The sequence below is a fragment of the Ruegeria sp. HKCCSP346 genome (assembly GCF_017872595.1).
Taxonomy (GTDB): domain Bacteria; phylum Pseudomonadota; class Alphaproteobacteria; order Rhodobacterales; family Rhodobacteraceae; genus Ruegeria.
In genome coordinates, this window is the sequence record NZ_JAEDOT010000001.1 from 1,261,196 (window position 1) to 1,273,753 (window position 12,558).

Annotated in this window: 10 protein-coding genes; 3 read left to right on the forward strand and 7 right to left on the reverse strand. The window is 58.8% G+C overall.

Features of this window, described 5'->3' with window-relative positions; all coding sequences use genetic code 11:
- Positions 1-2: 2 nt before the first annotated feature.
- Genes I9185_RS06345 through I9185_RS06360 form a run of 4 tightly spaced genes read right to left on the reverse strand, consistent with a single transcriptional unit; the run spans position 3 to position 5,385 of the window.
- Positions 3-1,166 carry a M20 aminoacylase family protein gene (locus I9185_RS06345; protein WP_210092599.1) on the reverse strand — a complete coding sequence of 388 codons (1,164 nt, stop codon included), beginning with the start codon at positions 1,164-1,166 and terminating at the stop codon, positions 3-5.
- 16 nt (positions 1,167-1,182) lie between these two features.
- Positions 1,183-2,349 carry a M20 aminoacylase family protein gene (locus I9185_RS06350; protein ID WP_210092600.1) on the reverse strand — a complete coding sequence of 389 codons (1,167 nt, stop codon included), beginning with the start codon at positions 2,347-2,349 and terminating at the stop codon, positions 1,183-1,185.
- A 40-nt stretch (positions 2,350-2,389) separates the two neighbouring features.
- Positions 2,390-3,559 carry an acetylornithine deacetylase gene (argE, locus tag I9185_RS06355; protein ID WP_210092601.1) on the reverse strand — a complete coding sequence of 390 codons (1,170 nt, stop codon included), beginning with the start codon at positions 3,557-3,559 and terminating at the stop codon, positions 2,390-2,392.
- Between the two features lie 5 nt (positions 3,560-3,564).
- Entirely contained in the window at positions 3,565-5,385 is a 1,821-nt protein-coding gene (locus tag I9185_RS06360; RefSeq protein ID WP_171631087.1) for an ABC transporter ATP-binding protein, read from the reverse strand.
- A 285-nt stretch (positions 5,386-5,670) separates the two neighbouring features.
- On the opposite strand from I9185_RS06360, the gene I9185_RS06365 reads away from it, so the two are divergent.
- The 3 genes from I9185_RS06365 (at position 5,671) to I9185_RS06375 (ending at position 9,452) form a co-directional block, all read left to right on the forward strand.
- Positions 5,671-7,377 carry a peptide ABC transporter substrate-binding protein gene (locus I9185_RS06365; protein WP_171631085.1) on the forward strand — a complete coding sequence of 569 codons (1,707 nt, stop codon included), beginning with the start codon at positions 5,671-5,673 and terminating at the stop codon, positions 7,375-7,377.
- Between the two features lie 94 nt (positions 7,378-7,471).
- Positions 7,472-8,479 carry an ABC transporter permease gene (locus tag I9185_RS06370; RefSeq protein WP_171114986.1) on the forward strand — a complete coding sequence of 336 codons (1,008 nt, stop codon included), beginning with the start codon at positions 7,472-7,474 and terminating at the stop codon, positions 8,477-8,479.
- Positions 8,472-9,452 carry an ABC transporter permease gene (locus tag I9185_RS06375; protein WP_171631083.1) on the forward strand — a complete coding sequence of 327 codons (981 nt, stop codon included), beginning with the start codon at positions 8,472-8,474 and terminating at the stop codon, positions 9,450-9,452. Before I9185_RS06370 ends, I9185_RS06375 begins: the two co-directional genes overlap by 8 nt.
- A 6-nt stretch (positions 9,453-9,458) precedes the next feature.
- Here I9185_RS06375 and I9185_RS06380 read toward each other — a convergent pair whose 3' ends face one another.
- The 3 genes from I9185_RS06380 to I9185_RS06390 form a co-directional block, all read right to left on the reverse strand.
- Entirely contained in the window at positions 9,459-10,595 is a 1,137-nt protein-coding gene (locus tag I9185_RS06380; protein ID WP_210092602.1) for an MFS transporter, read from the reverse strand.
- A gap of 68 nt (positions 10,596-10,663) precedes the next feature.
- Entirely contained in the window at positions 10,664-11,941 is a 1,278-nt protein-coding gene (locus I9185_RS06385; protein ID WP_210092603.1) for a DUF3422 domain-containing protein, read from the reverse strand.
- 107 nt (positions 11,942-12,048) lie between these two features.
- Positions 12,049-12,405: a VOC family protein gene (locus tag I9185_RS06390; protein WP_171631075.1), complete on the reverse strand. Its 357-nt coding sequence runs from the start codon at positions 12,403-12,405 to the stop codon at positions 12,049-12,051.
- Between the last annotated feature and the right edge of the window lie 153 nt (positions 12,406-12,558).

Below are 12,558 nucleotides of genomic sequence, written 5' to 3' on the forward strand. Positions count from 1 at the left end.
GTTCAAGCCGCCGGCATTCGGCGCTCGACCATTTCTGCGAACCACGAACATCCGATCGGGATGATCTCGTCGTTGAAATCGTATTCAGGGTGGTGCAACCCGGCGCTGTCTCCGTTGCCCAGAACGATGAAAGCTCCGGGCCGTTCCTCCAGCATGAACGAGAAATCCTCGCCCCCCATCACCATCGGCGCCTCGATGCAGCTGCCCCCGACCGAGACTGCGGCTTCTGCCGCGTATCCCGTCTGAGTTTCGGCATTGATCGTCACCGGAACGCCGCGCGAGTAATTGACGTTCACGGAACCACCGAATGTTGCTGCAATCCCTTCGGCGACCTCTTTGAGGCGCTGTTCGATCAGATCTCGCATCTGGTTGGAATGGGTTCGGACCGTGCCGCGTATCTGCGCCGATTGCGGGATCACGTTGAACGCTTTCGATGACGTCTCGACAGACGTCACCGAAAGCACGGCTTGCAGGATCGGATCGGCATTGCGCGACACGATCGTCTGCAACGCCACGATCAGTTGTGACAGCATCACCGTCGTATCGACCGTTTCATGGGGTTTTGCAGCGTGACCGCCGCGCCCTTCAAGATGGATATCAAACTCGTCCGCTGCGGCCAGCAAAGGGCCCGAACGGATGGCGAACTGCCCGGTCGGCAGGCCCGGCACGTTGTGCATCGCATAGACTTCCTGAATGCCGAACCGGTCCATCAGACCGTCCTTGCACATGGCCTCGGCGCCATTCCCGCCCTCTTCGGCAGGCTGAAAGATCACGATTGCAGTGCCATCGAAATTGCGCGTCTCAGAGAGGTACTTTGCCGCCCCCAAAACCATGGCGGTATGCCCGTCATGCCCGCAGGCATGCATCGCGCCTGATGTCTTCGAGGCATAGTCCAGCCCGGTCTGTTCCTGCATCGGCAGCGCATCCATGTCGGCTCGCAGGCCAATCACCCGGCCCTGCGTGTCGCTCTTTCCCCGAATGACCCCGACCACGCCGGTGCGACCGATGCCTGTAACGACCTCATCACAGCCGAATTCCTTCAGCTTTTCCGCCACCAGCGCGCTGGTGCGATGCATGTCGTACAGAATTTCCGGATGTTGGTGAATGTCACGCCGCCAGCCTGTGATCTCTTCGTGCATCTCTGCAAGGCGGTTTTTGATCGGCATGTCACTCTCCCTCAAATTATGCCACGGGCAATCGTCGTTCCACGATCTCGGCAAACCAACTGCAACCGGCGGGAATCGCATTGTCGTCAAAATTGTATTCCGGGTGATGGCACATGGCCGTGTCCCCGTTCCCGATAAAGATGTAAGCTCCGGGCCGTTCTTCAAGCATGTAGGCGAAATCTTCCGACGGCATGATCGGATCAGTGCTGTCATTGACCTTGCCCGCCACGGCCTCGGCCGCCTCGGCAGCGTATGCCGTCTCAGCCTCGGAATTCACAGTCACAGGATAGCCGGGCGACCAGACGACATCTGCCTTTGCGCCGAAGGCCGAGGCCGTATCCTCGGCGATCCTGCGAACGCGCTCTTCTGCAATGGCGCGGTATTCGGGGTCGAGCGTCCGGACGGTCCCCTGCAAGCGAACGGTATGCGCGATCACGTTCGACGCGACACTGTCCGTTTCAAACGTACCCACCGTCAGCACCACGCGTTTGATCGGATCGACGGTGCGCGCCACGACGGATTGCAACGACACGACGATATGCGAGGCCACCAGCGTGGTGTCTACCGCGTCATGCGGTGCAGCCGCGTGTCCGCCCTTGCCGGTGATCGTGATTTCGAATTCATCAGATGAAGCCAGCAATGCGCCGGGTCGGATCGCGAATTCGCCCACCGGCAACCCCGGCATATTGTGCATGCCATAGACCTCATCAATGCCCCAGCGGTCCATCAGGCCGTCCTGACACATGGCCAGACCGCCTGCGCCACCTTCTTCGGCGGGCTGAAAAATCAGAACAACGGTGCCATCGAAGTTTCGGGTTTCAGCCAGGTACTGGGCGGCCCCAAGCAGCATCGAGGTATGCCCGTCATGCCCGCAGGCGTGCATCTTGCCCGATACAGTCGAGGCATAGTCCAACCCCGTCGCTTCTTCGATCGGCAATGCATCCATGTCAGCGCGCAATCCGATCACGCGCCCGGTCGTATCCTGCCGTCCCCGGATCACAGCCACGACACCCGTCCGGCCAATTCCCGACGTGATCTCATCCACACCAAATTTCTTGAGACGCTCGACAACGAAAGCAGCCGTTTCATGCACGTCATACATCAGTTCAGGATGTGCGTGCAGGTGGCGGCGCCACTTGGTAATATCGCCATGCATCTCTGCAAGTCTGTTTTTGACTGGCATCTCAAGACCCTCCCCTGAACCACTGAGGCCACGTTGAATGTTACGCCGCGCTCAGCCTTTCAACCAATCGCTGCATGAACCCATGCCCAGCTTCGAACTGCGCGATCGATATGAACTCGTTCGGCTGATGAGCCTGCGCGATATCGCCGGGGCCGCAAATCACGGCTGAATACCCGGCCGCCTGAAACTGCCCTGCCTCGGTCCCATAGCTGACGACGTGACTTGCGTTGTCCCCGGTCAGGGCGCGCACCAAAGCTTCGGCTTCTCCGTCCTGTTCGGGCACCAACCCCGGGATCGCGAAATGTTCAGACAGTTCGATGCGCGTATCGGGGTGAACGGCCTGCATCCGAGCTTCGACCTGGCGGACCTGTTCGATATAGGCATCGCGCCATTCAGCCTGCGTTTCGTCCGGCACCGTGCGGAAATCCATCATGAAAGTGCAGTCTTTGGCGGTGATGTTATGGGCTGTCCCGCCTTCAATCATGCCGACATGACAGGTTGTCCACGGCGGGTCAAATACGGCTGCGATTTCACTCGGCTCAGCAGCCATGCTTTCGGCATTTCGGTGATTTGCCCAATCAATCAAAGGCGCCGCCGCCATGATCGCGTTCACGCCAGTGTGCATGATCGAGCTGTGCACTTCGAACCCGACGATATGTGTATCAATGCCGAACCCGCCCTTATGCCCCGTCACCGCCTGCATCATCGACGGCTCACCCACTATTACTGCCGATCCCTTGGGCAGAACCTGTTGCATTGCTTCAATCATCGGCGGCGCACCGGTGCATCCGACCTCTTCGTCAAAGCTGAGCGCCAGCTGAAGCGGCCGGCTGATATTGGCATAGTGTGCTTCGACCAGAGCCCAGATGGCCAGGGCGTCAAACCCCTTCATGTCGCAGGTGCCGCGACCGAAGTACTTGCCGTCTTTCTCGGTCACCGTGAAAGGATCAGTGTCCCACGGCTGACCGTCCACCGGCACGACATCCGTGTGACCGGACAGAACCACCGCACCTTCTTCCAATGGACCAACATGCGCAAAGATCGCGGCCTTGTGCGGTTGGTCCGGATCTGGCCAGCGGTGGCTTTCGATTCCGTGGCCTTGCAAGTAGTCCTGAACCCAATCCACCAGCGGCAGATTGGAATCACGGCTTACGGTCGGAAATGAGATCAGCTGTGTCATGATCTCAAGCGGAGTCAGGCATTTCGCCATTTGGGTCAATACCCGCTGTCCGTGGTCAGAATGAAGTGCCCTGCCTCAACCTCTTGATATTGCGAAGGTTCCGGCGTGTAGTTGGTGGGATGAATAGGAGAAGGGATCGGTTTGAAATTCAGATCCTTTTCCGATTTCCGCTTGTTCGGGTCTGCGATCGGAACCGCCTTCATCAGCGCCTGCGTATAGGGATGTTGCGGGTTCTCGAACACCCGCGCCCGGGGCCCGAGTTCGACAATGCGCCCCAGATACATGACCCCGACATAGTGGCTGACGCGTTCGACAACGGCCATGTCGTGGCTGATGAACAGGTATGACAGGCCCAGCTCGGACTGCAATTCCATCATCAGGTTCAGAACCTGCGCCTGCACCGACACGTCAAGGGCCGAGACCGCCTCATCCGCAATGATCAGCTTGGGGTTCAGGGCCAAAGCGCGGGCAATTGCAATCCGCTGACGCTGACCGCCCGACATTTCATGCGGGAAGCGACGCATGAAGCTGCGCGGCAATTGCACCTTGTCGAACAATTGTGCCACGCGATCCTGAAGTTCGGATCCCGATGCCACACCATAATTGCGCATCGGCTCGGCCACTTGGTCGACCAGCTGCATCTGCGGGTTTAGCGACGCGAACGGGTCCTGGAAAATCATCTGCATGTCCAGCCGCGCCTTGCGCAAACCAGATGGATCAAGCTTCATGATATCGACACCGTCCAGATCAATCTCGCCCGCCAAAGGCTCAACCAGCCGCAGGATCGAGCGCCCAGCCGAAGACTTGCCGCACCCGGATTCCCCTACAAGACTGAGCGTCTGACCTTTGTTCAGAGTGAACGAGACATCCTCGACCGCATGAACGTTCGAAATCGTGCGCCGCAAAAGCCCGCCTTTGACCGGGAACCGTGTTGTCAGGTTCTTGACGGTCAGCAGAACCTCTTCCGTACCCGGAATTGGTGCAATTTTCTGCCCTTCGACCCCCAGTAGCTTCATCGGCTCGGGCGCAGATTTACCCTGCATCTCGCCCAGTTTCGGCACCGCGGCCAGAAGCGCCTTGGTATAGTCGTGCTGCGGGTTTTCAAAGATTTCCTTGACCGTGCCTTCTTCGACCTTGTTGCCGCGGAACATCACCACCACGCGGTCAGCCATCTGGGCAACCACGGCCATGTCGTGGGTGATGAACATCACCGCAGTTCCGGTTTCCCGCTTGAGGCGGTCCATCAAGGCCAGGATCTCGGCCTGAATGGTCACATCCAGCGCCGTGGTGGGTTCGTCGGCGATCAACAGGCGCGGCTCACAGGCCATCGCCATCGCAATGACAACACGTTGGCGCATCCCGCCCGACAACTCGTGAGGGTATTGTTTCAGACGGCGCTCGGGCTCTGGGATACGGACCTGACGCAGCAGTTCCAGCGCCCGTTGCTCGGCCTGCGCCTTCGTCATGTCCTTGTGGATGCGCAGACCTTCGGTTAACTGCCGGCCCACGGTGAAAACGGGGTTTAGCGCGGTCATCGGCTCTTGAAAGATCATCCCGATCTCGTTGCCGCGAATCTGTTTCATCAGATCCTGATCGGCCTTGGCCAGGTTCATTTTTTCGCCATCGCGGCGATCAAACAGCAGTTCGCCGCCCGCGATTTCGCCGCCACCAAACTCGACCAGACGCATCAAAGACAAAGATGAAACCGACTTCCCCGAGCCCGATTCGCCAACGATACAAACGGTTTCGCCTGGTTTGACCTCGAACGAGACGTCCTCAACACCAACAACGGGACCGTCCTTTGTCTGAAACTCCACCCGCAGTTTTTTGATTTGAGCAATAGGCTGATCCAGCACGTGCGCGCTCCCTTAACGAGGTAATTCTTGTTCTGAGTGCCGAACGCTACGGCGGGCCACCGGGAAAAGTCAAACCCATTACACATTTTCGCGACGGCACCACTTGCATTTTTCTCAAGTTCTGTTTCGATACCCAACGTAACCGCCTTGGGGAAGCAGCGCCGACGGAATCCGTTAGCGCTATTATCGTGAATGATCAAAACCTTACCCCGAAGCGGCAACGCCAAACCCGCAGGCCTTGCGGAGATAATCGAGACACGAACGTGTCCAATTCGGGAGTGACTTATGAAAATCAAAACCCTTTTGCTTGGTGCGATCGCAAGCACGGCAATGGCCCCGATGGCCTTTGCCGAGCGCGGTTCGGACGGCAATGTCAGCATCATCTATTGGCAGGCTCCGTCGATCCTGAACCCGTTCCTGTCCGGCGGTACGAAAGACGTGGAATCAGCCTCGCTGGTGATCGAGCCACTTGCACGCTACGACCAGGACGGCAACATGGTGCCATTTCTGGCGTCTGAAATCCCGACCGTGGAAAATGGCGGTGTCAGCGAAGACCTGACGTCGATCACATGGAAAATCGCGCCGGGAATCACGTGGTCTGACGGCTCTCCGTTCACCGCTGCTGACGTGAAGTTCACCGCTGATTACTGCATGCACCCGGAAGGTGGCTGCGCACAGGTCACCAAGTTCGAAGGCGTCACCTCGGTCGAAGCTGTTGATGACCTGACCGTCAAGGTCACTTTCGACGCACCGACCCCCTTCCCCTATGGCCCGTTCGTCGGCGGTGAAAGCCCGATCCTGCAAAAGGCCCAGTTCGAAAACTGCATGGGCGCCAAAGCCCCCGAATGCACCGAGCAGAACTTCAACCCGATCGGCACCGGCCCCTTTGTCGTCACCGAGTTCAAGCCGAACGACGTGATCACCTTCAAGGCCAACGACAACTATCGTGATCCGGCAAAACCTGCCTTTGCGACCGTGACCTTCAAAGGCGGCGGTGACGCGACAGCTGCTGGTCGTGCTGTCATGGAAACTGGTGAGTTTGATTATGCCTGGAACCTGCAACTGGCTCCGGAAGTGATCGCTCAGATGCAGGAAGGTGGCAAAGGTACGCCGGTTGCAGGCTTCGGCCCGCTGGTCGAGCGCATCATGCTGAACCAGACCAACCCGTCGCCCGAGCTGCCTGAAGGCGAGCGTTCGACAGCAAAGCATCCGCATCCGTTCCTGAAGGACCCGGCCGTTTACAAAGCCATGTCCATGGCCATCGACCGTCCGCTGTTGGTGGAAATCGGCTATGGTCAGGCTGGTAAAGTGACCTGCAACTGGGTTCCGGCCCCTGCTGCGTTCAACTCGACCTCGATGACCTGTGACACCCAGGATATCGAAGGCGCCAAGAAACTGCTGGATGATGCCGGCATCGTCGACACCGATGGCGACGGCGTCCGCGAGAAGGATGGCGTTCCGCTGAAGATCGTCTATCAGACCTCGACCAACGCCGTCCGTCAGGACTTCCAGGCGCTGATCAAGGAATGGTGGAGCCAGATCGGCATCGAAACCGAACTGCGCAACATCAACGCATCGGTCTTCTTCGGTGGTGACCCGGGCTCGCCCGACACGTTCCAGAAGTTCTATGCCGACGTTGAAATGTACGCCAACACCTTCAACGGCACCGACCCGCAGTCCTATCTGGGCAACGGCCTGTGCGACAAAGCTCCGCGTCCTGACTCGCAGTGGCAGGGCGAAAACATCAGCCGCTTCTGCAACGAAGAGTTCGACAAGCTGCACGCTCAATTGGCCGAAACCGCTGGTCTGGAAGCGCGTGCGGAAATCGCCAAGCAGCTGAATGACATCATGGTTCAGAATGGTGGTATGATCCCGCTGGTTCACCGTGGTCGCCTGTCGGCGCATGCAAACACCCTGGGTGGCGTTGTCCTGAACGTTTGGGACAGCGAGCTGTGGAACATTGCGGACTGGTACCGCAAGACCGGTTCCTAAGCACTGACCTTGCAAAACCGCGCCCCGATCGTTATCGGGGCGCGGTCATTTGCATCCCACCCCAACAAGAAGACGCATATAAAGGCGCCTCTTAATGCTTAATTTCACAATCAGACGACTGGTGCTGGCCGTTCCAACGCTGCTGTTCATCAGCCTCGTCATCTTCCTGCTCCTCGAACTCGCACCCGGCGATCCGATGGCGCAGGTTCCGCTCACCGTTCCCCCCGAAGTCAAGGAAAAGATGCGCGAGGCGCTTGGCCTTGGCCAGCCGATGCATATCCGGTTCTGGAAGTGGATCGTGCAATTCTTCTGGATCGAACCGCAGGTTCTGATAGACCACATCTTCGGCACCAGTTTTTCCGCAGGCGACCTGCGTGTAATATCCTGGCAGACCCGCTCGCCCGTCATGGACATCGTCGTTCAGCGTATCCCGCAGACCCTGTGGGTTGTCGGCACCGCCTATGTTGTCGCCATCCTGATCGCGCTGCCCATCGGCATCTATTCGGCCTATCGCCAGTATTCCTGGTTCGACCAGATGGGCACCTTCGTGTCGATGGTCGGCTTCTCGGTCCCTCCGTTTTTCTCGGGCGTTCTGGTGATCGTGATCTTCTCGGTCCAGTTGGGCTGGTTCCCGTCGATCTATGACACGACCCATGTGGTCAACAGCTGGGACAGCTTCGTCGTGCAGCTGAAGCAGATGATCATGCCGGTCATGGTGCTGGCGTTGCAGATCACGGCACAGCTCAGCCGTTTCATGCGCGCCTCAATGCTGGACAATCTCAACCAGGATTACGTTCGCACCGCCCGCGCCAAGGGGCTCAGCGAATACACGGTCGTCATGGTCCACGTCCTGCGGAACTCGATGATCCCCGTGGTCACGGTCATTGCACTGGGCATTCCGGCCATCTTCGGCGGCGCCATCATCACCGAGCAGGTATTCAAGGTGAATGGCATCGGCCAGTTGCTGATTGGCGCCATTCAGGCCAATGACCTGCCAATGGTGCAAACCCTGACCTTCATCTTTGCCGTGTTGATCGTGTTGTTCAACCTGATCGCCGACGTCCTGTATGGCATTCTGGACCCGAGGATTCGCTATGACTGATCACGACAAATCAGACACGCTGATCCCCGACGAAGGTCTGGCCCCGGCATCCACCGCGCTGCCAACCGCTGATGTGATGGAGGAACTCACGACCCCGCCGCGCAGCCAATGGCGCGACGTCTGGGATCAGTTCAAGACGCACAAGGGCGCCATGGTGGGTGCGGTGCTGTTCATCCTGATCGTGGCGGGCGTCTATCTGGGCCCCTATCTCTGGAGCATCGATCCAACGCAGATCGATATCCGGGCCCGCAATCAGGGGCCAAGCTGGGCGCATCCCTTCGGCACCGACCAGTTGGGCCGGGATATTCTGGCGCGCATGATGTCGGGCGGTCAAACCTCGGTATCGGTGGGCATCACCGCGATGCTGCTGGCACTGTTCCTGGGATCGTTCATCGGCGTTCTGGCCGGGTTCTTCAAACGGCTGGATGGTCCGCTCATGCGTCTGACAGACCTGTTTCTGGCCCTGCCCCTGCTGCCCTTGCTGCTGGTCATGATGCTGCTGTTCCGCGAGCCCCTGTCGGCCGCGTTCGGGTTGGAGCGTGGGATCTTCATCCTGATCGTCTGCGCCATCGGCATCACCTCATGGATGCCGACCGCACGGATCGTGCGCGGTGATGTGCTGGCCATCAAGGAACGCGAATTCGTTCTGGCGGCACGCTCCATCGGCACCAGTAACAGTCAGATCATCACGCGGCACATTCTGCCCAACGTGCTTTCACCGATCATGGTGTCCGCGACGCTGGGGATTGCCACGGCGATCATTACCGAAAGCGCGCTTTCCTTCCTGGGTCTGGGCTTTCCGCCCGACTTCCCGACATGGGGCCGCCTGCTGTTCGACGGAGTCGATTACCTACAGCAATACCCCGAGCGTGTGTTCTGGCCTGGTCTGGCAATCTCGCTGACTGTCCTGAGCGTCAACTATCTGGGTGACGGTCTGCGCGATGCGCTGGATCCCCGCATTCGCGGTCGTTGAACATTCTCAGCCGGCGCGCTTCATCGCGCCGGCCAACAACACGATCAGAACGGCCAATGGCAGCAGCACGGCGAATGCCAGACGCAGGCTGAACACTTCCGCCAAAAAGCCAATCAACGGCGGACCGATCAAAAGCCCCCCATACCCCAATGTCGCCACACTTGCGATGGCTTGCCCCGGTGGCACATTCGGATCGCTGGCCGCCCGGCTGAATGCCAGCGGCATGATCACGGCATACCCTATTCCCATCAAGGCAAAGCCGGCCAGCACGGGCAGGATCGTTGCTGTTGAAACCACCGTGAAAACCCCAAACGCCGCGCAAATACCGCCAAACCGGGCGGAAACGACCGGACCGAACCGGGTGATGACAAGCGCGCCTGCAAGTCGAAAGGCCACCATGGTCACTGAAAACACCGCATAGCCCAAGGCAGCGACGCTTTCGGACGCCCCTGTGATGTCACGCAGATATATCGCGCTCCAGTCCGCGACGGCCCCTTCGCCCAATGCTCCGCACAAGGCGGCTATGCCGACCAGTATCAACGCCCCGGATGGCAAGGCGAAAACCGTACTCTGAGGCCCTTGGGATTGGCGCGAGGTCCAGCTTACCCAGGATGACGCAAGCGCAAGGCCAACAACCACGCCACCCGCCAACAGAAAGTGCACAAGAACCGTCAGCCCCATCTGAACCGCGGCATAACCGCTGAGCGCGCCAAGTCCGGCCCCAAGGCTCCACATTGCGTGGAACGAGGACATAACGGGTTTGTCATAAGCCTGCTCTACCTCGGCGGCCCATGCATTCATTGCAACATCCATCGACCCGTGAAAGGCGCCAAAGACAAAAAGGAACACTGCCAGCCCCCAAAGCCCATCAGCCATGGCAAGCAGGATCAGCGACCCCGTGTACAGAACCGCAATGATCCGGGTGATTGCAACTGCGCCGAATCGATCCGTAAGCCGCCCGGTTATCGGGAAAGAGCAGACAGCCCCCGCAGCCATGAACAACAGGCCGTATCCAAGCGCCTCATGGGACAATTCCAAGCGGTCACGTATGGCGGGAATGCGCGACGCCCAGATTCCGAACAGGGCACCATTCAGAATGAACATGGCGGCGACAGCGCGCCATGCTGCAACTATGCTTATCATTCCAAGCCCTCGCTCTGCTTGCCCAATGCCCCTGTTCTACAGATCAGACGAACACTGGCAATTGCTGCTCAACCGAGCCGTTTGCGAATGCGTCGCACCGAGTACCACACCCCGGCGACAACCGGGATCGTAACCGCCGCCGTCAGCATGCCCTTGCTGATGCCCGAGGCCGTCAGCGGATACAAAAGATAGCTGACCAGCGAAACCGCGTAATAGCTGATGGCAACCACGGAAAGCCCCTCGACCGTGTGTTGCAAGCGCAGCGCCAGATCGGCCCGACGATCCATGCTTTCCAGCAACGCCTGGTTTTGCGCGCTGCGTTCCACATCCACTCTTGTCCGCAGCAACTCACCGGCACGGATCGCCCGATCCGACAAGGCCTGAAGCCGACGCTCCGTGGATTTCACGGTGCGAATTGCAGGGTCATATCGGCGCATCATGAAATCGGCGAAATTCTGACCACCCTCGAAACGTTCTTCTCGCAACACTTCGATCCGCTGGTTGACGATGGCCTCATACGCCCCCGTAGCTCCGAACCGGAAAGAACACCGGGCCGACAATGTTTCGAGCTCGATCGACGTTGCCAGCAAATCCTGTAACAGCACGTCAGGCTGCGCCGAGTTTCCGGTCATCTGCCCCATCAATCGGGTGAGTTGCCCGTCCAGCTCTCCGATACGCGGCATCAGTTGCTTGACTCGCGCGAAACCCAGCATCGACATCGCCTTGTACGTTTCAATTTCGCAAAGACGCTGGATAATGCGTCCCGTCCGGCGCCGTCCGGTGCCCTCGGCCACGAACAAGGCAAAGCGCATGTGACCTGCCGGATCGATCCGAAAATCACTGGCACAAACCGCTGCATCGTCCAACACCCTGGACACGGCCAGGCTTTCCGGCTCGAACCAATCCAGCAGTTTCGATTTCACCACGTCGTCACTTTCGCGTTCAACCACGCGCACCAGAACCGACGTAACCCTTTGACCCGGACTGGCCATCAACCAATCGGGCGGAAAGACCTCAAAGTCAGCCGGATCAAAGGCGCGATCACTCACATTCTGCGCGATCGCCGTGTAGGTCACGAATTCGGTATGCTGCTCCCACTTCAACCAATGGCGGCCAATCTGACCCGCGTAATGCGTGGCGTCCGGCCGAGGGTGCTGCGCACCGTGGCGATCCAGCAGGTCGATCAAATGAGCCAAATCCTCACGTCGATCGCGCGCCACGGCGGCCTCGGGCTTTTTGATCGCAAGAAAGACCACCGTACAGGGCATTGACGCGACCGGAAACGGTCGAGCATGCAGTTCATTGGCCAGCGCATAGCGAAGGGGATGGTCATCTATCGGTGTCATGTGAGGCTCCGCATCGTCACGCGCACTATACGGCACATAATTGACACATCAATTCTCTTTTTATTTCACGTACTTAGAGGGGTACAACGGTATACAACCCTGCTATCTCATTGATTTGGCTGCCACAGCTCGATGGGGTTGCCTTCCGGATCATGGATGCGGGCAAATTTTCCAACTTCGCTGTCCCAGTCAGGATTGGTTTCCACCGTGATTCCAGCCTGCTCAAGCTGCGCCGTCAGCGCGCCCAGATCATCGACACGAAAATTGATCATCCACTGCTGATCGGCCCGCCCGAAATACGCGGTGTCCTCCGCGAATGGCGCAAAGACCGTATAGCCTTCACGCTGCTTCCAGGGCACGGGGTCATAATGATTGACGCCCAGGTGCTTCTCATACCAGGCGCTCAGCGCTTTAGGGTCACGGGCGCGAAAGAACACTCCGCCAATACCATTCACTTTCTCCATCCTCGACCTCCTGCCATCTGGGCCGCCACCCCAGACTACCACACTCCGCCTGCTTCATCTGGCTGGAAATATCCTGGGGGTTTGGGGGCAACGCCCCCATACAAACTCAAAAAAGAAAAGGGCGCCCAAAGGCGCCCTTTGCAATCGGATCCA

What these genes read in the sequence shown, in the direction of transcription:
- I9185_RS06345 (WP_210092599.1), bottom strand. Translation starts at nt 1,166, where the DNA reads ATGCCGATCAAAAACCGCCTTGCAGAGATGCACGAAGAGATCACAGGC.
- I9185_RS06350 (WP_210092600.1), bottom strand. Translation starts at nt 2,349, where the DNA reads ATGCCAGTCAAAAACAGACTTGCAGAGATGCATGGCGATATTACCAAG.
- argE (WP_210092601.1), bottom strand. Translation starts at nt 3,559, where the DNA reads ATGGCGAAATGCCTGACTCCGCTTGAGATCATGACACAGCTGATCTCA.
- I9185_RS06365 (WP_171631085.1), top strand. Translation starts at nt 5,671, where the DNA reads ATGAAAATCAAAACCCTTTTGCTTGGTGCGATCGCAAGCACGGCAATG.
- I9185_RS06370 (WP_171114986.1), top strand. Translation starts at nt 7,472, where the DNA reads ATGCTTAATTTCACAATCAGACGACTGGTGCTGGCCGTTCCAACGCTG.
- I9185_RS06375 (WP_171631083.1), top strand. Translation starts at nt 8,472, where the DNA reads ATGACTGATCACGACAAATCAGACACGCTGATCCCCGACGAAGGTCTG.
- I9185_RS06380 (WP_210092602.1), bottom strand. Translation starts at nt 10,595, where the DNA reads ATGATAAGCATAGTTGCAGCATGGCGCGCTGTCGCCGCCATGTTCATT.
- I9185_RS06385 (WP_210092603.1), bottom strand. Translation starts at nt 11,941, where the DNA reads ATGACACCGATAGATGACCATCCCCTTCGCTATGCGCTGGCCAATGAA.
- I9185_RS06390 (WP_171631075.1), bottom strand. Translation starts at nt 12,405, where the DNA reads ATGGAGAAAGTGAATGGTATTGGCGGAGTGTTCTTTCGCGCCCGTGAC.